Raw genomic sequence first — 19506 nt, forward strand, 5'->3', positions numbered from 1 at the left:
GAGCCGACCACGGCGCCGACCGCGCAGCCCACGGTCGCGCCGACGGCTGAGCCGACCACTCGCCCCACCCGCCCCGCTCGCGGCGGGAACGCCGACGGCCCGGAGGACACTGTCCCCCGGGCCGTCGGCGTCCGTCAGCGCGCGTCGCGGCGGCGGCGCGTCACTCCGAGCGCGAGCGCTCCACCGGCGAGCAGGGCGAGAGCCGCCGCGGCGGTCCAGCCCGTCTCGACGCCGGTGCTCGCGAGTCCCGAGCCGGTCCGCGGAGGAACGGCGCCGGCCGGAGCAGGAGCCGGCGTGCGGGTCGGCTCGGCCGTGGGCTGTGCGGTGGGCTGCGCGGTCGGCTCAGCCGTCGGCGCGACCGTGGGCTGCGCGGTCGGCGCCGTGGTCGGCTCAGCCGTCGGCGCCACCGTCGGCTCGACAGTCGGTCCCGGAGTCGGTACCGTCCCCGTCCCGAACACGGACTCCGCGGAGCCGAGCGACGCGAGCACCGTCTCGCCGTTCGCGTCGTCCACGCCGTCGTTGTCGGTCACCGCGAGCACCTCGCCGGAGCCGGTGATCCCGAGGCCCTCGAGCTTCTCCTGGGTCCAGCCGTTCCCGGCCTGCAGCGCGGGCAGCACGTCGACCGCGAGGGTCTTCTCGAGCATCGGCAGCGTCTCGCCGACCGCCGCGCCCGCCTCCGTCGGCAGCGGCACCGTGTACACGGCCTTCAGCGCGGCGTCCGGCCCGTTGAGCTTGTCGCGCTCGATCACCGCGAGCGTGCCCGCGGGGGTCAGCGTGATCTCCGAGAGCCCGTTCCAGTCGCCGTCCGCCCCGGACACGGCCTCCAGCGGGTAGCCGAAGAAGCTCCAGCTGTCGGCGGCGACGTCGTAGCGCCCGATCCGGACCACTCCGTCGGCGTCGATCGAGGCCTCGCGCTGCAGCGCCGTCCAGACGATCTCACCGGCGGCGCCGTCCTCGACGGTCACGCCCTCGAAGCCCTGCTTGCCCAGCGCTGAGGCGAGCTCCGCGGGCAGGGCGATCCGCTCGGTCACCGCGGCGTGCGCGTCGAGCCGCAGGAGCGCGTTGCCGTCGCCTGTCCCGCCCTCCGTCACGGCCCAGAAGCCGCCGTCGACGCGGGCGGCGATCCCCTCCAGATCCAGAGCGGCGGGCTCGCCGCCCTCGGTCACCGTGAGCGTCGTGTCGAGCAGCGCCGGCGAGACGGAGGTGTCGATCGAGTGGAGGGTGCTCGGCGCGTAGGCGCTGTCGCTCACCGCGTACAGGCGGTCGGGCGCCGCCGGATCGGTCGAGAGGCCCGAGAGCGCGCCCCAGGGCAGCGGCGATCCGCCGACGTCGGCCGACAGCACGGTCGGGAATGCAGGGGCGGAGGCGCCGAGCGCGTAGAGCTGCACGCTCGCGCGGACGGCGGCCTCGGCGTCGTCGGTCTCGCTCGAGACGACCAGCAGGTCGCGCTCGGGCAGGGCGAGCAGCCCCTCCGGGCCGGGCGTCGACGGCAGCGCCTGCACGAAGCGCGGTGCGGTCGGCTCCGACACGTCGTAGACGGCCACGAAGTTGGCCCGCTCGGCGCCGACGAACACGTAGGGGACGCCGTCGAAGGTGGCCGAGAGCAGGCCCTCGGGCTCGGAGCCCTTCGCGTCGGAGCGCTTGTCCGGGTAGAGCCCGAGGCGCACCGCGAGGTGGTCGAACGAGTTCCCGGCGTCCCACTGCACGGCACCGGTCGCGGCGTCGAGGATCGACCAGCCGCGCGTGCCGCCCTTCCAGTCGCCCTCGTTCGCGATCGCGACGTGGTCGTCGCCGACCCAGCCGATCGCGTCGGGCTCGCGCGGGACATCGGTGATCGAGCCGGTCAGCGAGATCGAGTCGTCGTCGAGCGTGTCGATGCCGCTGACGGAGGCGGTGCCCGCGGTGTACGAGACGGTGACGGAGCGGGTGGCCAGGTCGACGATCGCGACGGCGTTGTTCTCCTGCAGCGTCACGGCGACGGCCGTGTCGGCGGGGTTGATCGAGACGTACTCGGGCTCCGGGTCCGACGGGGTGTCGAGGCCGGCGAGACCGGTGAGGTCGACGTGCTCCGGCACCCAGGCGGAGGGGTCGCCCGCGAGGTCCATCACCACGAGCTCCCCGGCGGGCGCCTGCGGGAGGTCGCCCTCCTCGCCGCCCTCGGGGGCGAGGTCCTCGTCGCGCTGGTTCTCGATCGCGATGACCGCGGTCGAGCCGTCGGTGGTGACGTCGATGGAGTCGGGCTGGCCGCCGAGCTCGATGCTCGCGACGGGCGCGAGGTCGTCGGCGTGCAGCACGCTGACGTGGCCGGAGGGGTTCGCGAAGTCGCCGTCGCTCGTGTCGACCACCGCGAGGAGGTACTCGCCGGTCGCGTAGACCGACGTCGGCTCGCCGCCCACGCCGACGCCGCCGCGCGGCTCGGGGGCGTCGGGGTCCGAGATGTCGAGGACGTCGATGCGCTGCCCGGCGGAGTCCGTCGAGTAGACCAGGCGGCCGTCGGGCGACGCGCTCGAGATCTCGGCGACGGCGGAGTCGGCGGACGGGTCGGCCGCGTTGAGGTAGGCCGGCGCCGTGGCGATGCGGGTGAAGAAGGAGTCGCCCGCGGCGGAGGCGGGCAGGGCCGCGGCTCCGAGGGTGCAGCCGGCGAGGGTGACGGCGAGGGCGAGGGCGGCGGTGCGGGTGCGGGTGCGGGTGTGACGAGAGGACACGGGTCTCCTGAGCGGCTTCGAAGGAACCCGCCCACGCTGGCCGCCCCCGGTGAACGCCCCGCCGCCCGCAGGTGTCCGCCCGGCGAACGCGCGGTGGCGGAGCCGCGACCGGGCGGGGGGCTCGAGACGCCGCGTGCCGCAGTCCGCCGCACGGACGCCTCGAGATCCGCCAGGCGGCGTGGTCAGCGCGCGAGGCCCTCCGCGGCCGAGCCCCAGGAGCCGAGGGCCGCGCGGACGCGCTCGTCGCGCGCGAGCGTCAGCGCCTCCGCGTACCCCTCCTCCAGCACGTCGTCGAGCCGCACCCGCGCGCCCGTCTCGGAGGAGCGGACCGCCGCCTCCACCATCGCGAGGCTCCGCACGTTCGAGTGCACCTCGCCCGAGGGGACCGCCCCCGAGCCCAGCACTCGCACGAACTCCGCGAGCGAGCCCGCGATCTCCTCGGGCACGGGCTCGAGCGCGGCGGTCCGCACCGGCTCCGACTCGCGCGACTGCCACTCCGGAGCGCCGTCGCCGTCCCAGTGCGCGGTGCCGCCGGCCCCGTTCACGCGCCAGTCGCCGTTCCACGAGGTCTCGAGGCCGTCGGCGCACCAGCTGCCGGTGTAGCTGAAGCGCACTCCGCCGGCGAACTCGAACACGGCGCTCGCCGCGGCTCCGTCGGCGTACCAGCTCCAGCCCGGGTTGTACTCCTCGCAGTAGACCGCGACCGGGTCGCTGTCGAGCAGGTACCGCGCCGCGTCGAAGGCGTGGATCGCCATGTCGACCAGGAGCACGTGGTCCATCTCGTCGCGGAAGCCGCCGAAGCGGGGCGCCTTCGCGAAGTGCACGGAGGCGGTGCCCAGCTGCCCGAGCCCGGCGATCTGCTCGCGGAAGGCGGTGATCGCCGCGTAGTAGCGGCGCGACTGGCTGGTCATCAGGAGCCGGCCCGAGGCCTCGGCCGTCGCCGCGAGCACCAGCGCCTCGGCGATGGTCGGCGCGATCGGCTTCTCGGAGAGCACGGGCAGCCCGGCGAACAACGCCTCCGAGCTGACGGGCAGGTGCGCCCGCGGCACGGTCACGTTGACCACGGCGTCGGCGCCGGAGCGCGCGGCGACCTCGGCGACGGAGGTGCCGACCGCGACCGGGCCGACCCCCTCCTCGTCCGCGGCAGCCGTGGCGAGGTCGACGTCGAGGTCGACCAGGCCGACGAGCTCGGCGTCCGAGGAGTCGCGGATGGTGCGGATCCAGGCGCGGCCCATCGCGCCGGCGCCGACCTGGACGAGGCGGACCGTCATCGGACGAGCGCTCCCTCGTAGTCCTGGCCGTTGTGGAAGTCCTCGGTCTCGTAGCGCTGCAGCACCGGGAGGCGGCGCTCGGGGCGCGAGGAGCGCACCCACTCGACGCCGTTCGCGATCACGCGGCGCACCTCGGCCTGGTGGTAGACGGGGTAGTCCTGGTCGCCGGGGGAGAAGAAGAAGATGCGCCCGTGGCCGCGCTTCCAGGTCATGCCGGAGCGGAAGACCTCGCCGCCCGTGAAGGTCGAGAGGAACACGAGCTCGTCGGGCGCCGGCACGTCGAAGAACTCGCCGTACATCTCCTGCTGCGGGATCAGGAAGGGGTGCGGGATCCCCTGGGCGATGGGGTGCGTGGGGTCGACGGTCCAGACCAGCTCGCGGTCCTGCTCCGAGCGCCAGCGCAGCGTGCAGGTGGTGCCCATGAGCTTGCCGAAGATCTTCGACCAGTGCCCGGAGTGCAGGACGACGAGGCCCATGCCCGAGAGGACGTGGCGCTGGACGCGCTCGACGATCTCGTCGGAGACGTCGCCGTGGGCCATGTGGCCCCACCAGACGAGCACGTCGGTGGCGTCGAGGACGTCCTCGGTGAGGCCGTGCTCGGGCTCGTCGAGCGTGGTGGTGGAGACGGTGGCGCGCTCGCCGAGGTTCTCGCGGATGCCGTCGGCGATCGTGCTGTGCATGCCGTCGGGGTAGATCGCGCGGACCTTCTCCTCGATCTGCTCATGGCGGTTCTCGCCCCAGACGAGGACGCGGACGGGGGAGGAGGGTGTGGTCACGGTGTTCCTTCTTCGACGGTGGAGACGGTGCGGCAGTGGGCGGCCCGACACGGGGTTAACCGCTTTACCGGCCGCGTCTCCTAGGATGCGGGAGACGTCCGCCCCACGTCAACCACGGCCGGGCGGCGCGAGCGGAGGAGGCGCGGTGGCCACGATGAGGGACGTCGCGCGCCTCGCGGGGGTCTCGATCGCGACGGTCTCGTTCGTGGTCAACGACACCAAGCCCGTCTCGCCCGAGACCCGCGAGCGGGTGCGGGCGGCGATGCGCGAGCTCGGCTTCCGGCCGCACGCCCTGGCCCGCGCTCTCGCGCGGCGCCGCTCCGGGATCGTCGCGGTCGTCTATCCGCTCGTGTCGAGCCGGCCGCTCAACACCGCCACCTCGTTCCTGCTCGGAGCCGCCGAGGCCGCGGCGGAGCAGGACCACTCGATCGTCCTGTGGCCGACGGTCGGCGGCTCCGACCGCCTCGCCGACCTGCGCGCCGACGGCCTGATCGACGGCGTCGTGCTGATGCAGGTCACCAGCGAGGACGAGCGCGTGCCGGTCCTTCGGGACTCCGGCACGCCCTTCGCCCTCATCGGGCGCACCCGCGACCCGTCCGCCCTCGACTGGGTCGACATCGACTTCGAGGGGATGGTCGAGGAGGCGCTCGGCCGGCTCGCCGGCCTGGGGCACGCGCGGGTGGCGCTCGTGCTCGGCCCGGACCGCGACGCCGCGGCCGACTTCGGCCCCTACGCGCGCACCCAGGAGGCGTTCGCACTCGCCTGCGCGGCCCGCGGCGTCGAGGGCGTGCTGCTGCGCTGCGAGGAGTCGCCCGCCGGCGGCCGCACCCTCGCCCGCTCGTTCGACCCCGCCTCCGCGACCGCCGTGGTGATCGTCAACGGGGGCGCCGCCGTCGGGTTCGCGCACGAGGTGCGGCACCGCGGGCTGCGCGTGCCCGAGGACCTCTCGATCGTCCTGCTCGCCTCCGACCCCGACGTCGCCGACCTGGCCGACCCGGCGCTCGACCTGCTCGTCGCGCCCGGCCGCGAGCTCGGCCGCCGCGGAGTGGAAGCGCTGCTCGCCCGCCTCGCCGACCCCGCGGCACCGCTCCTCCAGGAGCGCATCGGCGGCCCGTGGCGCCCCGGCGGCTCGGTCGCCCCTCCGCGCTGACGGCCGGCGCCCCGGGAAGCCCCGGGAGCGCGCGCTACGGCACGATCGAGTCGATGTAGCCGCCGTCGACGCGCACGGCGGCGCCCGTGGTGGCCGAGGCGAGCGGGGAGGCGAGGTACGCCACCATGTGGGCGATCTCCTCCGGCTCGATGAGGCGCTTCAGCAGCGACTGCGGCCGGTGCAGGCGCATGAACTCGCGCTGCGCCTCCTCCCACGGGAGCTCGCGGTCGACCAGCTCGTAGACGAAGTCCTCGACGCCGCCCGTGTGGGTCGGCCCGGCGAGCACGCTGTTCACCGTCACCCCGGTGCCGGCGGCGGCCTTGGCGAAGCCTCGCGAGACGCCCAGCAGCGCGGTCTTCGACACTCCGTAGTGGATCATCTCGGCGGGCGTGACGACGGCGGAGTCGCTGCCGATGTAGAGGACGCGACCCCACTCGCGCTCCATCATCCCGGGGAGGTAGGCACGGGTGAGGCGCACGCCGGTGAGCACGTTGACCTCGAAGTAGCGGCGCCACTCGTCGTCGTCGATGGAGAGCGCATCGGCGGAGCCGAAGATCCCGAGGTTGTTGACGAGCACGTCCACGTCGGCGGCCGCGCGCAGGAGGGAGGCCGTGCCCTTCTCCGTCGACACGTCGGCCGCGACTCCGCGCACCCGCGCCTCCGGCACCGCCGCGCCGACCGCCTCGATCGCCCGGCGGATCGACCGCTCGGAGCGGGCGTTCACGATCACCTCGGCGCCCGCCTCCGCGAGCGTCGTCGCGATGGCCAGCCCGATGCCCTGCCCCGACCCCGTGACGAGGGCCGTGCGCCCGGTGAGATCCAACCCGATCATGCTGCTCCGCTCCGCGCCGCCGCCCGCCGGCCGCGCTCGGGGTCGAGCATGCCACCGAGCCCTGACATCCGGCCCACTCCCGGCTGAGGACGCCCGCGGGTCGCCGCGGCGTCGCTCGGAACGGCGGAGACCGTTGCCAACCGGACACTCGTGCGTTACGGTCTAATCAATCGGCAATACGTATTACCCACGGGTAGTAGGCCGATAACCCAGACTGTCGACGAGGACGAGGCGGACGCGTGACCCCGATGCAAGCAGATGTCGCCGTGATCGGCGGCGGCCTCGGAGGAGTAGCGGCGGCGATCGCCCTCGCCCGCAACGGCCTCACGGTCGTGCTGACCGAGCAGTACCCGTGGCTGGGCGGCCAGCTCACCTCGCAGGGCGTCCCGCCGGACGAGCACACCTGGGTCGAGCAGTTCGGCGTCACCGCCGACTACCGGCGCCTCCGGGACGGCATCCGCGGCTACTACCGCCGCAACTACCCCCTCACCGCCGAGGCGATGCGCGACGACCGCCTGAACCCCGGTCGCGGACTCGTGAGCAGGCTCTGCGCCGAGCCCCGCGTCGCCGTCGCCGTGCTCGACGAGATGCTCGCCCCCTACCGCTCGAGCGGAGCGATCCGCGTCGTCACCGGCGTCGTCCCCTTCGCCGTCGACGGCGGCCCGGGCCGGATCGAGCGCGTCCTGCTGCGCGACGCGGTCTCGGGCGAGGAGCTCGCCGTCTCCGGACGCTACGTGGTCGACGCGACCGAGACGGGGGAGCTGCTCCCCCTCGCGGAGGTCGACTACGTCACGGGCTCCGAGTCGCGCGACGAGCACGGCGAGCCCAGCGCTCCCGCCGTCGCCGACCCGATGAACGTGCAGGCCGTCACCTGGTGCTTCGGCTTCGACAGCGCGGACGGCGACCACACCATCGAGCGCCCGGCCGACTACGACTACTGGCACGAGTACGAGGTGCCGTTCTGGGGCGGGAAGCTCCTCTCCTTCACCGCGCCGAACCCGAGGACGCTGCGCCCCGAGACCCGCACGATGCACGTGAACGCCGTGGGCGACACCCGCACCGCGGACCAGCGCGCGCAGGGCGGGGACACCGACCTCTGGATGTTCCGCCGGATCCTCGCGACCGAGACCCTCCGACCGGGCGCGCTCGACAGCGACATCGTGCTCGCGAACTGGCCGATGCTCGACTACCTCGACAGCTCGATCCTCGACGTGCCGGAGCCGGAGAAGCACCTCGCCGGCGCCCGCGCGCTCTCGCTGTCGTACTTCTACTGGCTCCAGACCGAGGCGCCCCGGCCCGACGGCGGCCGCGGCTGGCCCGGGCTCCGGCTCCGCGGCGACGTGATGGGCACCGCCGACGGCCTCGCGCAGGCCCCCTACATCCGCGAGTCCCGCCGGATCCGCGCGCTCACCACGGTGCGCGAGCAGGACGTCTCCGTCGCCGCCCGCGGGACGGGGAGCCCCGCGCGCTTCGACGACTCCGTCGGCGTGGGCATGTACCGGATCGACCTGCACCCGACCACCGGAGGCGACAACTACCTCGACGTGGAGTGCTCGCCGTTCGAGATCCCGCTCGGCGCCCTCGTGCCGCGCACCCCGACGAACCTGCTGCCCGGGGGCAAGAACATCGGGACGACGCACATCACCAACGGCGCGTACCGCCTCCACCCCGTGGAGTGGAACATCGGCGAGGCCGTCGGCGAGCTGGCGGCCCTCGCCCTCGCCGAGGACCTGTCGCCCCACGAGATCGCCGCCGACCCCGCCCTCGTCGCCCGCCTGCAGGCGAGGCTCGAGTCGCGCGGCGTAGAGACCCACTGGCCCGACGTCGTCGGGTACTGACCGGGAACACCGAGAAGACCATTGGAGAAAGAGAGACGATGAGACCAGCGAAGAAGCTGATGGCCTCGCTCGCCGCAGTCGGAGTGATCGCCGCCCTCTCGGGCTGCGGCGCCGCCGGCGGCGGGGACGACTCAGCACCCGTCGCTCTGAGGATGTCCGTCTGGACCTCCGACGAGAAGCAGCTCGCCCTGTTCGACTCGATGGCCGACGAGTACATCGCCGACCACCCCGAGATCGAGTCCGTGACCTTCGAGTCCCTCCCGTTCGCGGACTACAACTCGACCCTGACCACGCAGGCCGCGGGCGGCAACGCCCCCGACCTCGCCTGGGTGGGCGACATCGCGAAGGACCTGATCGACGCCGGAGCGCTCGCTCCACTGACCGAGACCTTCGAGGGGACCGAGGGCTACGAGTACGACGACATCCTGCCCAGCGTGGCGCAGTCGTTCAGCCAGGACGGCGAGCTCTACGCGTACCCGTTCTCCAACTCGCCGTTCGCGCTGTACGTGAACCAGGACCTCATCGCGCAGGCCGGGCAGACCGTCGACCCCGCGACGCTCAGCTGGGAGGACGTCGACCGCATCGGCGCGGCCGTCAACGAGTCGACCGGCAAGGCCGGATACATCATCCGCGACTTCGACTTCTCGGGCTGGCTGAGCCTCGCGAACCTGTGGGCGGGCTGGGGAGCCCAGCCGTGGAGCGACGACGGGACCCAGTGCACGATGGACTCGCCCGAGATGGTGGAGGCGTTCCAGTTCTTCCACGACTCGGTCTACGTCAGCGGCGCGACCCCCGGACCCGGCGTGACGGCGGACTTCTTCGCCGGCGACGCCGCGTTCACGACCGCGCAGGTCTCGCGCGCGAGCCTGCTCGACGGCTCGTTCCCGTTCGAGATCTACCCGCTGCCCGTCGGCCCCGCCGGCGAGTACGGCAACATCGGCCAGGCCGGCATGGCCGCGCTCGCAGGCGGCGACCACGTGGAGGAGGCGACCGGCTTCCTCTCGTTCATGACCAACCCGGAGAACTCCGCCAAGCTCGCGCAGTTCTTCCCGCCGCCCCGCGAGTCGCTGCTGTCCGGTGAGGAGCTGGCGAAGGTCAACACCCGCCTCAGCGCCGAGCAGCTCGACCGCGTCGTGGTCGACGAGCTCGCCGACGTGTCCGCCACCCCTCCGGTGACGAGCCCCGCCGAGATCACCTCGGTCGGCAAGACGGCGCTGGACCGCATGTGGTCGGCCGACGCCGACGTCGCCGAGGTGCTCGGAGGCGTCTGCGACGCCATCGCGCCCGTCCTCCAGGGGAAGTGATCCCGTGACCGCGACCTCGACGGACAGCCGCCGATCCGCTCCCGCCGGCGCCTACTGGAACCTCCGGCGCCGCGACGCGCTCGCCGGCTGGCTCTTCATCGCGCCCCAGCTGCTCGGTGTGATCGTGTTCGTGCTGCTGCCCGTCGGGCTCGCGGTCTGGTTCAGCCTCAACGAGTGGAACGTCTTCACCGGCTCCATGACCTTCGTGGGCGGCGAGAACTACGAGCGGGCGATCAACGACCCGAGCATCGGCGCGGTGCTCGGCACGACCGCGGTCTTCTCCGGGGGAGTGGTCGTCCTGAACCTCGCCCTCGGGCTGGGCCTGGCCGTGCTGCTCAACCGGAGGATCCCGGGCGGCGCCCTGTTCCGCACGCTCTTCTTCTCGCCCGTCGTCATCTCGGTGGTCGCCTGGACCCTCGTCTGGGGCTTCCTCCTCCAGGACAACGGCGCGATCAACGGCCTGCTCTCGCTGGTCGGCCTCGACGGGCCGAACTGGCTCCAGGAGGGACCCACCGCGATGGCGAGCGTCATCGTCACGCAGGTCATCCGCAGCGTCGGCGTCAACATGGTGCTCTTCCTCGCCGCGCTGCAGGGAGTGCCGGGCGACCTCTACGAGGCGGCCCGCCTGGACGGCGCGAGCCCCCGCGCGATCTTCTTCCGGATCACGCTCCCGCTCATCTCGCCCACCCTGCTCCTCACCGCCATCCTCACGATCGTCGGCTCGCTGCAGGCGTTCGCGCAGGTCGCCGTCCTGACCGAGGGCGGGCCGGAGCTGTCGACGACAGTGCTCGTCTACTACGTGTTCCAACAGGCCTTCGAGTTCAGCGACATCGGCTACGGCGCGACGCTCTCGCTGATGCTGCTCCTCTTCGTCCTGATCCTCACGGTCGTGCAGTGGCAGCTGCGCAGGAAATGGGTCTTCTATGAGAACTGACGCCGTCGTCGAGCAGGGGACCCCGCTCACGCCACGCCTCGAAGCCGTCCCGGAGCCGCCCGTCAAGCGCCGCCGCGGCCGCAGCCCGCTCATGACCGCCCTGCTCGTCGTGACGCTGATCCTGCTCGTGCTGCCGTTCGCGGTGCCGACGTTCTGGATGATCGCCTCGTCGTTCAAGCCGGTGAACGAGATCTTCTCGAACCCGCCGACCCTGCTGCCGGACTCGCCGAGCCTGGCGGGCTACGCCGAGGCGTTCCGGTTCCAGCCGTTCGCGCTCCAGTACTGGAACAGCCTCTACATCGCGGTCACGGTCACCGTGGTGACGCTGCTGGTCTCGAGCCTGGCCGGCTACGCCTTCGCCCGGATCCCGTTCCCGGGACGCAACGCGGTGTTCCTCGTCGTCCTGACCGGCCTGCTGGTGCCGACGGAGGTGACGATCATCCCGCTGTTCCAGATCTTCCGGCAGCTCGGCTTCATCGACACCCACGTGCCGCTGCTGCTGGTGCCGATGGTCGGAGCGCCGGCGGTGCTGGGCACGTTCATCATGCGGCAGTACTTCATCGCGATGCCCGGCGAGCTCGAGGAGGCCGCGCGCCTGGACGGCCTCGGCCGCTTCGGGATCTGGCGGCGCATCTTCCTGCCGCTGTCCAAGCCCGCGCTGTCGGCCGTCGCGATCCTGACCTTCCTCGGGTCCTGGAACATGTACCTCGAGCCGACGGTCTACCTGACCTCACCCGAGCTCTTCACCCTGCCCCAGGCGCTCACCCGCTTCACCGACGCCTACGGCGGGGAGATGTGGGACGTGCAGCTCGCCGCGGCGACGATGACGGTCGTGCCCGTGCTGGCCGTGTTCCTCCTCGCTCAGCGGCAGTTCGTGGAAGGGCTCGCGCACTCCGGTCTGAAAGGCTGACCCGGTGTTCACGGATCGCCCCCTCGCCGCCCTCGGCGAGTTCCGTGCGGAGGTCGCGGAGCCCGACGACTTCGACGCCTTCTGGCGGGCCACCCTCGCGCTCGGGCGGGAGGGCGGCCCCGGCGTCAGCGCCGTGCCGGTCGACGCGGGCCTCCCGCTGGTGCGGGTGCGGGACGTGCGGTTCCCCGGCTTCGCGGGCGAGCCGATCGCCGCCTGGCTGGTGACCCCCGCAGCGGACCCGGGCGCCCCGCTCCCCGTGGTGATCGAGTACCCCGGGTACGGCAGCGGACGGGGCCGTCCGATCGAGCACCTCTGGATCGCCGCCGCCGGGTACGCGCACCTGGTCGTCGACGCGCGAGGCCAGGGAGCCGGACGCCTCGCCCGCTCCGGAGCCACCCCCGACCCCCACGGCAGCGGACCCGCGTACCCCGGGGTCACGACCCGCGGCATCGAGTCGCCCGAGACGTACTACTACCGGCGCATGATCGCGGACGCGGCGCTCGCCGTCGACGCCGTGGAGGTGCTCCCCGGGCTGGACCCGGACCGCGTGTCGGTCTTCGGCGGCAGCCAGGGCGGAGCGCTCGCGACCGCCGCGGCGGCGCTGCGCCCCCGGGTGCGCGCGGCGATCGCCCTGGTGCCCTTCCTCTCCGACGTCCTGCGCGCGACGACCATCACGAACGAGGCGCCCTACGTGGAGATCGCCCGCTACCTGGCGACCCGCCCCGAGGACCTCGACGCCGTCGAGCGGACCCTCTCCTACGTCGACGGCGTCCACTTCTCCCGGCGCCTGGGCTGCCGGGTGCACCGCTCGGTCGGCCTGATGGACCCGATCTGCCCGCCCTCGACGGTCTTCGCCTCCCACAACGTCTCCGGCGGCGAGACGTCGATCGACGTGTGGCCGTACAGCGGGCACGAGGGCGGCGGGGTCGGCGACCGCGAGCGGGCGCTGGAGGTGCTGCGAGAGGTCCTGTGACCGGACGGGCGTGACCCCGCGTCTCAGGACGTCGGCGCCTCCTCCATCCCGAGCCGCATCGCCAGGTCCATGGCGCGCAGGCGGGCCGGCGAGACGTCGTAGGGCAGGCTCCGGATGATCTCGCCGGCGCTCCGGGCGCGGGAGCCCTGTGCGGGATCGGGGGCCGGCGCGGGGTCCTCGGGCGGGTGCGCCTCGTCCCACGCGTCGAAGATCGCCTCGTCCTCCTCGAGCTGACCGGACTCCTCGACGACGCGCATCAGCCGGGCCTCGAAGGCGTGCCGCTCCTGCGCCACCTGCTCCACCCGGGGGTCGTCCTCGGCGACCGTGTCGTCGAGGGCCTCCTCGGCGGCGTCGACGCGGTCGGCCTCCGCCCGCAGCGCCGGATCGGCGGCGAGGACGACGAAGCGGCCGGCCTGGGAGACGGCGCCCAGCGGGCCGAACATCCGCTCGGTGACCAGCAGGGTGTCGAGGTCGGCCTGGCGCAGCGAGCCCTCGGGTGCGCCCTCGAGGCGGCGCGAGACGATGTCGTCGAGCAGCCCCAGCCGGCCGCCGAGGGTCCGCATGCGCCGGACCGAGGCCCGCTTCCGCTGCAGCTCCTCCTCCTGCGCGGCGAGCGCGGCGTCCAGTCGCGCGAGGACGCCCGCGACCTCGTCCTCGCGGTCGGCGCTGTCCTCGGCGCCGGCCGGGGCTGCGACGGCGAAGGCGTCCCGGATGTCCTCGAGCGCGACCCCGGCGTCGGCCAGGCGGCGGATCCAGAGCAGCCGGATGATGTCGTCGTAGCCGTAGCGCCTGCGGCCGTCTCCGCCCCGCTCGCGCTCGGGGAGCAGGCCGAGCCGGTGGTAGTGGCGGATCGCCCGCGGAGTGACGCCGGCGAACGCGGCGGCGTCGCCGATCTGCACCTGGCGGGGCGGGGCGGGGAACGACTGCATGGGGGGCCTCTCCGATCGGGACGGTGTGCATCGAGCAGACCACATGACGCAGGGGCAGGAGCAAGCCGACCCGGCCTGCTCCCGCCCCTCGTCCCCTCGCGCTCAGCGCGCCAGGCGCACCGTCGCGATCTCGAACGGACGCAGCTCGAGGCGCACGTCGGCCGAATCCGCCTCGACGGAGCTCTCGATGCGGACCTGCTCGGTCGGGCGCTCCATCAGGTCGGTGCGGGTGACCGCCCGGACGGCGAAAGCGGCGCGGAGGGTCGCTGTGGCGCGGCGGCCGAGCGACTCGTAGAGCCGCACGATCACGTCGCCGCTCCCGTCGTCCGCCGCCTTCACGGCCTCGACGATCACCGAGGGGTCGTCGATCGACACCAGGGGAGCGACGGGCGCGGCGCCGGTGAGCCTGCGGACCGGGGTGTTCAGCGCGTAGCCGGCCTCGACGGCGTCGGGCAGCTCGGCGCCGACCACGAGCGAGACGGCGAGGCGGTGGCGGCCCTGGTCGGCGTCCGGGTCGGGGAACAGCGGCGCGCGCAGGAGCGAGAGCCGGACCGTGGTCGTCGGGGTGCCGGCCGCGGCGCGGTCGCGGGTGATGTCGTGCCCGTAGGTGGAGTCGTTGACGACCGCGACGCCGAAGCCCGGCTCGCCGACGTGCACCCAGCGGTGCGCGACGGTCTCGAAGCGGGCGGCGTCCCACGTCGTGTTCACGTGGGTCGGGCGGTGCACGTGGCCGAACTGGATCTCTGACGTCGCCCGGTCCGAGAGCAGGTCGAGCGGGAAGGCGAGCTTGAGCAGCTTGCGGCGCTCGTGCCAGTCGATGTCGAGGTCGAGGTCGACGGCCGCCCGGCCGATCTGCAGCGAGACGGTCTGCACGACCGTGGAGCCGCCGAACGAGCGGGTGATCACGACCGCCGGCACCTCGCGGCCGAGCGGGTCGCTCACGGTGCCGGCGCGGACCGAGTCGACGCCGACGAGGTCCTCCACCGTGCGGCGGTAGTTGTCGTCGAGGTCCCAGGCGTCCCACTTGTTCGGGGTGTCGCGGTGGAGCTGGAGGAGCCCCGCGGCGGCGCCGGCGGGCACGACCTCCCGGCCGCTCGCGAGGTCCACGACCGACTCGAGGAGCCCGGAGGCGCCGATCCGCACCCGGACGAGCCCGTTGTCGAGGACGTGGGCGTCGCCGTCGGAGCGGAGCGTCGGGGCCGAGTGCTCCGCGGCGGGGTCGGCCGCGGCCGCGCCGAGCGCCGGCACGCCCCCGACGGCGAAGGGGGAGGAGTTCACCAGCAGCTCCGCGGAGCCCTCGCCGGCGAGGGCCCGGACGGTCTCGGCGATCATCTCCTCGATCCGCTGCGCGATGCGGGCGTAGTTCTCCTCCGCCTCGCGGTGCACCCAGGCGATGGAGGTGCCGGGCAGGATGTCGTGGAACTGCTGCAGGAGGACCGTCCGCCACATCTCACGCAGCTCGTCGGCCGGGTACGGGACCCCGGCGCGGACGAGGGCCGTGGTCGCCCACAGCTCGATCTCGCGGAGCAGGTGCTCGCTGCGGCGGTTGCCCTGCTTGGTGCGCGCCTGCGACGTGTAAGTGCCGCGGTGGAACTCGAGGTAGAGCTCGCCCGACCAGGTGGGCGCGTCCGGGTACTCGGCCTGCGCCTCCTCGAAGAAGCGGCGGGGTGTGGACAGCTCGACGGTCGGCGAGCCCTCGAGGCTGCGCGTGCGGCGGGCGGCCGCGATCATCTCGCGGTTGGGGCCTCCTCCGCCGTCGCCGTAGCCGAAGGGCACGAGCGACATGGTGCCGCTGCCCTTCTCGGCGTACTGGCGCTCGGCGCGGGCGAGGTCCTCGCCGGAGAGGTCGGAGTTGTAGAGGTCGACGGGCGGGAAGTGCGTGAACACGCGGGTGCCGTCGATGCCCTCCCACCAGAAGGTGTGGTGGGGCATCGTGTTGGTCTCGTTCCACGAGATCTTCTGCGTGAGGAACCAGCGCCCGCCCGCTCCGGCGATGATCTGCGGCAGCGCGGCGGAGTAGCCGAAGGAGTCCGGGAGCCAGACCTCCTCGGTGTCGATCCCGAACTCGTCGAGGAAGAAGCGCTTGCCCTCGAGCAGCTGGCGCACGAGCGCCTCGCCGCCGGGCATGTTCGTGTCCGACTCGACCCACATGCCGCCGACCGGCACGAAGCGGCCCGCGAGCACGTGGCCGCGGACGCGCTCGAACAGCTCCGGGTGGTCGCGCTTCAGCCACGCGTACTGCTGCGCGGAGGAGGCGGCGAAGAAGAAGCCCTCCTCGCGCTCGATCAGGTCGCAGACGTTGGAGAAGGTGCGGGCCACCTTACGGGCGGTCTCGCGGGCGGGCCAGAGCCAGGCGGAGTCGATGTGGGCGTGGCCGACGGCGTGCAGGTGGTGCGCGCTGGCCGAGGCGGGGCGCTCGAGGACGGTCCGCAGCGCCTCCCGGCCGGCGGCGGCGGTGCCGGACACGTCGTCCGGATCGAGGACGTCGACGGCGCGGTCGAGGGCGCGCACGATCTCGGCGCGGCGCTGGGAGGACTCGGGCAGCTGCCCGATCAGCCCGACGAGCACGGCCATGTCCTGCTCCAGCTCCCAGACCTCCCGGTCGAGCAGTCCGAGCTCGAGACGGCGGAGGCGGTAGAGCGGGTCGGACGGCAGGGCGCCGTCGGCGGGGCGGCCGCCGAGCGCCGTGGGGGTGAAGGACCAGTCGCCGGTGATGTTCGGGTTGGCGGCGGCCTCGATGTAGAGCTCGACCGTGCGGTCGCCCGCCTCGCGGCCGGGCAGCCGGTCGAGCGGGACCGACTGGTTGAACGGCTCGACGGCCTTCACGACCGTGCCGGTCGCGGTGAAGACGAGCCCCTCCGCCTCGAAGCCGGACTGGGCGCCGGTGTAGCCGAGGTCGACGACGAGCTCGGGCTCGCAGCCGTCGACGCCGACCCAGGAGGCGGGGATCTCGCCGCGCACGTGGAACCACACGGTGCCCCAGGGGGCGCCCCACGGCTCCCCGATGCGGGCGGGCGCGTAGGACGCGGCCCGCGCCTGGTCGAAGGGGACCGGCTCGCCCGGAGCGGTCCACGACTCGATCCCGAGCGGCTCGACCGCCCGGTGGATCGCCGGCCGGAGGCTCTCGGCGCGGAAGCGGGCGATGCGGGCTTCGATGCGGGTGCTGTCGTCATGCATGCGTTCTGGTGCTCGTTCCGTGTGCAGTGGGGGAGGGCGGCGGCGCGGAGGGCGCCGCCGCCCGGGGTCAGGAGGCGATGACGACGCGGTGCCCGTCGGGGAAGACGGCCACCTTCCGCCAGGTGTCGCCGGAGCGCTCCCAGCCCTCGTTGACCTGTCCGGCCGGAGGGGTCGGGATGGTCTCGGGGGCGCGGGCGACCGTGGTGTAGCCGGCCGCGCGCTCCACCCGGCCGCGGCCGAGCTCGAACGAGGTCAGGCGTCCGTCGTCGACGATCAGCGAGCCCTCGTCCACTCCCGCGGCGCCGCGCTCGATGAACGGGTTCACGAGGCGCGTCTGCGAGGAGTCGCTGCCCAGCACGATCGCCTTCTGCTGCGGGAAGCGGCCGAGGCTGAGCCCGTAGAAGCCGCCGAGGACGGTGAGGTTGCGCACCTCGAAGTCCGCTCCGCCGTTCGTCAGGCCGACGCCGAGGCAGTTCGCGCCCGAGGTCGGGAAGAAGTTCGGGTTCACGATCATGTGGCTCGTGCCGGCCTCGATCAGCACCTCCCAGCCGTCGCGGGAGCCCTCCGAGCGGAAGTTGATCAGGGTCAGGCCGGAGTTGACCGAGCGCCGGTTCTCGTTGCGGATCGACCGGAGGCCGACCGTGCCGCCGATGGCCTGGCAGTCGAGCAGCGTCATGTTCGTCGGCGCGAGGAGGAAGCCGCCGAGGCCGGGGCTGATCGCCTCGACGTTGGTCATCGAGCCGCCGATGGAGGCCTTGCCCGAGTCCTCCACGCCCCAGCCGGCGGGGGCGACGATCTTGATCTTGTTCCAGGAGTTGGCGTACGAGTACTCGTCGTCGACGCCCGACACGAAGGTGGCGCGCTCGCGGAAGATGCCCGACTTGCCGGTCTTCTGGATCCACAGGTTGCGGAACTCGCAGTTGACCAGCGAGCGCAGCGACATCCCGTGGCCGCCGGAGGGCGTGCCCGTCATCTCGAAGTCGGCGAGGACGACGCCGGTGGCCTTGTTGTTGTTGGCGGGACCGGCCGCGTCGCCCGTCTGGCCGGAGACGGTGAAGATGTCGCGGGTCGAGCCCTCGATCTGGACGATCCTCGTCTGGCGCATGCCGGCGCCGACGATCTTCGGCCCGGCGTAGCCGTAGGGCGGCCCGTTCTCGGGCTGCACCGGGTAGCCGCGGTAGTCGACCGCGAGGCCCGTCACCCGGATCTCGCCGGCGGGCAGCGACACCTCGCCGCCCGGAGCGGTCATCGCCTTGTCGATGGCCGCCTGCACCGCGCGGGTGTTGTCGGCGCCGGCGCGGTCGTCCCAGCGGAACTCCTTGTCGAGCGGCGAGATCGGCCCCTCGGTGACGCTCAGGCGCTTCTTCTGCCCGGGAGCGTCGGCCGGGGGCGCGGCGGCGGCCGGAGTGGCGGCGCCGACGGCTCCTGCCGCGCCGGCGAGGGCGGCGGCGCCCCCGGCGAGGAAGAGGCGGCGCGAGTTGTCGGGCCTGCGCTGCGGATCGTGCTCGGGCTGCTGATCGGGCTTGTGCTGCCGATCGGGCCTCGGGGAGGCCGTGGTCTGGTTGTCTGGGTCTGCGGGATTCATCATCGTCGACGTTCCGCCCTCTCTCGCCCCGGATGGGCGTACGGCGATCCTTCGTCATCGGTAGCCTGAGGTCAAGAAGTAATACCTATTACCAGGATGAAGCGGGGGTGTCCGGGTGCCGCGGATCACGCAGAAGGACATCGCGCGTCTCGCGGGAGTCAGCCAGACGACGGTGTCGTTCGTGCTCAACGACAAGGGCGAGCAGCTCGCCCGGGTCCCGGAGGCGACGCGGGCGCGGATCCTCAAGGCGATCCAGGAGACGGGGTACGTCGCCGACCCCATCGCGCGCCGCCTCAAGCAGGTCGGCACCGGCATGATCGGCGTCTACACCTACGAGAGCCTGTTCCCGCTCGATCGCGAGGACTTCTTCCATCCGTTCCTCGCCGGCATCGAGGAGGAGGCGCAGAACCGCGACATCGACCTCCTCCTGCTGACCAGCGGTCGCGTCGGCGGCCGTCGCGGCGGCCTCAGCGGCGGCACCACCCGGCTGCGCCTGGCCGACTCCTGCATCCTCCTCGGGCAGCGCATGCCCCGCGAGGAGCTCGAGTTCCTCAACGCGAGCGGCTTCTCCTTCGTCAGCATCGGCCGCCGCGACGACGCCGGCGGGCCCGTGCCCTACGTGGCCGCCGACTACGCGTCGATCGTCCGCGAGCTGATCTCCTGCGCGCGCGCCCTCGGCCACACCCGCTTCGCCTACGCCGGCCACGGCGAGGGCGTCGAGTCGTACACCGACCGCATGGCCGGCGCGCGGGCCGAGCTCGGCGACGGCTTCCTCCACCTCGTCCCGGGGCCGGAGGCGTCGCCGCGGGAGTGGATCCGCCGGATCGCCGCCGAGGGCGTCACGGTCGTCCTCGCCGAGCAGGAGGAGCAGTTCGTCCTCCTGCAGGAGGCCGCCGAGGCCGAGGGGGTGGCGGTGCCGGGCGACCTGTCGCTGGTGTCGCTATCCGGATCGGCCGACCGCACCGGCTGGCAGGCCGGCTTCGAGCTGCCCCGGCGCGACATGGGCCGCCGCGCGGTGCAGATCCTCATCGAGGGCGACCCCGCGCGACGGGAGCAGCAGCTCCTCCGCTGCACGCTCGTCGACGGCGCCTCCCTGGCCGCGGCTCCGGCCTGACCGCTCAG

14 protein-coding genes are annotated in these 19506 nt (G+C 73.2%); 7 read left to right on the forward strand and 7 right to left on the reverse strand.

The genetic code is table 11. The features are described from left to right. Positions 1 to 134 precede the first annotated feature (134 nt). The 3 genes from C5C82_RS18185 to C5C82_RS09230 form a co-directional block, all read right to left on the reverse strand. Positions 135 to 2705 carry an esterase-like activity of phytase family protein gene (locus tag C5C82_RS18185; RefSeq protein WP_308471855.1) on the reverse strand — a complete coding sequence of 857 codons (2571 nt, stop codon included), beginning with the start codon at positions 2703 to 2705 and terminating at the stop codon, positions 135 to 137. 182 nt (positions 2706 to 2887) lie between these two features. Next, positions 2888 to 3976 carry a Gfo/Idh/MocA family protein gene (locus C5C82_RS09225; protein WP_104354948.1) on the reverse strand — a complete coding sequence of 363 codons (1089 nt, stop codon included), beginning with the start codon at positions 3974 to 3976 and terminating at the stop codon, positions 2888 to 2890. Then, on the reverse strand, positions 3973 to 4752 hold the full coding sequence (locus tag C5C82_RS09230; RefSeq protein WP_104224317.1) for a ThuA domain-containing protein: 780 nt from the start codon (positions 4750 to 4752) through the stop codon (positions 3973 to 3975). The genes C5C82_RS09225 and C5C82_RS09230 overlap by 4 nt, the downstream gene beginning before the upstream one ends. Positions 4753 to 4906: 154 nt before the next feature. Between C5C82_RS09230 and C5C82_RS09235 the strand changes: the two genes are divergently transcribed. Further along, positions 4907 to 5902, forward strand: coding sequence for a LacI family DNA-binding transcriptional regulator (locus C5C82_RS09235; protein ID WP_258059511.1), 996 nt, complete (start codon positions 4907 to 4909; stop codon positions 5900 to 5902). A 34-nt stretch (positions 5903 to 5936) separates the two neighbouring features. Here the strand turns inward: C5C82_RS09235 and C5C82_RS09240 are convergent, their stop codons facing one another. After that, positions 5937 to 6731, reverse strand: a complete 795-nt coding sequence (locus tag C5C82_RS09240; protein WP_104238803.1) for an SDR family NAD(P)-dependent oxidoreductase — start codon at positions 6729 to 6731, stop codon at positions 5937 to 5939. 251 nt (positions 6732 to 6982) lie between these two features. Here C5C82_RS09240 and C5C82_RS09245 point away from each other — a divergent pair, with 251 nt between their 5' ends. From C5C82_RS09245 to C5C82_RS09265, 5 genes are read left to right on the forward strand one after another with little or no spacing between them, the layout of a single operon-like run. Further along, the gene (locus tag C5C82_RS09245; protein ID WP_104258031.1) at positions 6983 to 8572 is read left to right on the forward strand and encodes an FAD-dependent oxidoreductase; all 1590 of its coding nucleotides are present in this window, start codon (positions 6983 to 6985) and stop codon (positions 8570 to 8572) included. 38 nt (positions 8573 to 8610) lie between these two features. Continuing rightward, entirely contained in the window at positions 8611 to 9876 is a 1266-nt protein-coding gene (locus C5C82_RS09250; RefSeq protein ID WP_104224315.1) for a sugar ABC transporter substrate-binding protein, read from the forward strand. Between the two features lie 4 nt (positions 9877 to 9880). Then, on the forward strand, positions 9881 to 10810 hold the full coding sequence (locus C5C82_RS09255) for a carbohydrate ABC transporter permease (protein ID WP_104234014.1): 930 nt from the start codon (positions 9881 to 9883) through the stop codon (positions 10808 to 10810). Next, positions 10800 to 11720: a carbohydrate ABC transporter permease gene (locus tag C5C82_RS09260; protein ID WP_244229554.1), complete on the forward strand. Its 921-nt coding sequence runs from the start codon at positions 10800 to 10802 to the stop codon at positions 11718 to 11720. Before C5C82_RS09255 ends, C5C82_RS09260 begins: the two co-directional genes overlap by 11 nt. 4 nt (positions 11721 to 11724) lie before the next feature. Then, positions 11725 to 12693 (forward strand): acetylxylan esterase, encoded by a 969-nt coding sequence (locus C5C82_RS09265; RefSeq protein WP_104354949.1) that lies wholly within the window; start codon positions 11725 to 11727, stop codon positions 12691 to 12693. Positions 12694 to 12716: 23 nt separating this feature from the next. Here the strand turns inward: C5C82_RS09265 and C5C82_RS09270 are convergent, their stop codons facing one another. The 3 genes from C5C82_RS09270 to C5C82_RS09280 all read right to left on the reverse strand — a co-directional run bounded on the left by C5C82_RS09270 (position 12717) and on the right by C5C82_RS09280 (position 18387). Continuing rightward, on the reverse strand, positions 12717 to 13622 hold the full coding sequence (locus C5C82_RS09270) for a MerR family transcriptional regulator (RefSeq protein ID WP_219814831.1): 906 nt from the start codon (positions 13620 to 13622) through the stop codon (positions 12717 to 12719). Positions 13623 to 13724: 102 nt separating this feature from the next. Further along, positions 13725 to 16799, reverse strand: coding sequence for a glycoside hydrolase family 38 C-terminal domain-containing protein (locus C5C82_RS09275; protein WP_104354951.1), 3075 nt, complete (start codon positions 16797 to 16799; stop codon positions 13725 to 13727). A gap of 67 nt (positions 16800 to 16866) precedes the next feature. Beyond that, positions 16867 to 18387 carry a hypothetical protein gene (locus tag C5C82_RS09280; RefSeq protein ID WP_104234018.1) on the reverse strand — a complete coding sequence of 507 codons (1521 nt, stop codon included), beginning with the start codon at positions 18385 to 18387 and terminating at the stop codon, positions 16867 to 16869. Between the two features lie 112 nt (positions 18388 to 18499). Between C5C82_RS09280 and C5C82_RS09285 the strand changes: the two genes are divergently transcribed. After that, positions 18500 to 19498 (forward strand): LacI family DNA-binding transcriptional regulator, encoded by a 999-nt coding sequence (locus C5C82_RS09285; protein WP_104227154.1) that lies wholly within the window; start codon positions 18500 to 18502, stop codon positions 19496 to 19498. Positions 19499 to 19506 lie beyond the last annotated feature (8 nt).

Origin of the sequence: Rathayibacter sp. AY1D5 (genome assembly GCF_002932515.1) — a bacterium.
GTDB lineage: Bacteria > Actinomycetota > Actinomycetes > Actinomycetales > Microbacteriaceae > Rathayibacter.

What these genes read in the sequence shown, in the direction of transcription:
- C5C82_RS09260 (WP_244229554.1), top strand. Translation starts at nt 10,800, where the DNA reads ATGAGAACTGACGCCGTCGTCGAGCAGGGGACCCCGCTCACGCCACGC.
- C5C82_RS09250 (WP_104224315.1), top strand. Translation starts at nt 8,611, where the DNA reads ATGAGACCAGCGAAGAAGCTGATGGCCTCGCTCGCCGCAGTCGGAGTG.
- C5C82_RS09235 (WP_258059511.1), top strand. Translation starts at nt 4,907, where the DNA reads ATGAGGGACGTCGCGCGCCTCGCGGGGGTCTCGATCGCGACGGTCTCG.
- C5C82_RS09275 (WP_104354951.1), bottom strand. Translation starts at nt 16,799, where the DNA reads ATGCATGACGACAGCACCCGCATCGAAGCCCGCATCGCCCGCTTCCGC.
- C5C82_RS09245 (WP_104258031.1), top strand. Translation starts at nt 6,983, where the DNA reads ATGCAAGCAGATGTCGCCGTGATCGGCGGCGGCCTCGGAGGAGTAGCG.
- C5C82_RS09270 (WP_219814831.1), bottom strand. Translation starts at nt 13,622, where the DNA reads ATGCAGTCGTTCCCCGCCCCGCCCCGCCAGGTGCAGATCGGCGACGCC.
- C5C82_RS09280 (WP_104234018.1), bottom strand. Translation starts at nt 18,387, where the DNA reads ATGATGAATCCCGCAGACCCAGACAACCAGACCACGGCCTCCCCGAGG.
- C5C82_RS09225 (WP_104354948.1), bottom strand. Translation starts at nt 3,976, where the DNA reads ATGACGGTCCGCCTCGTCCAGGTCGGCGCCGGCGCGATGGGCCGCGCC.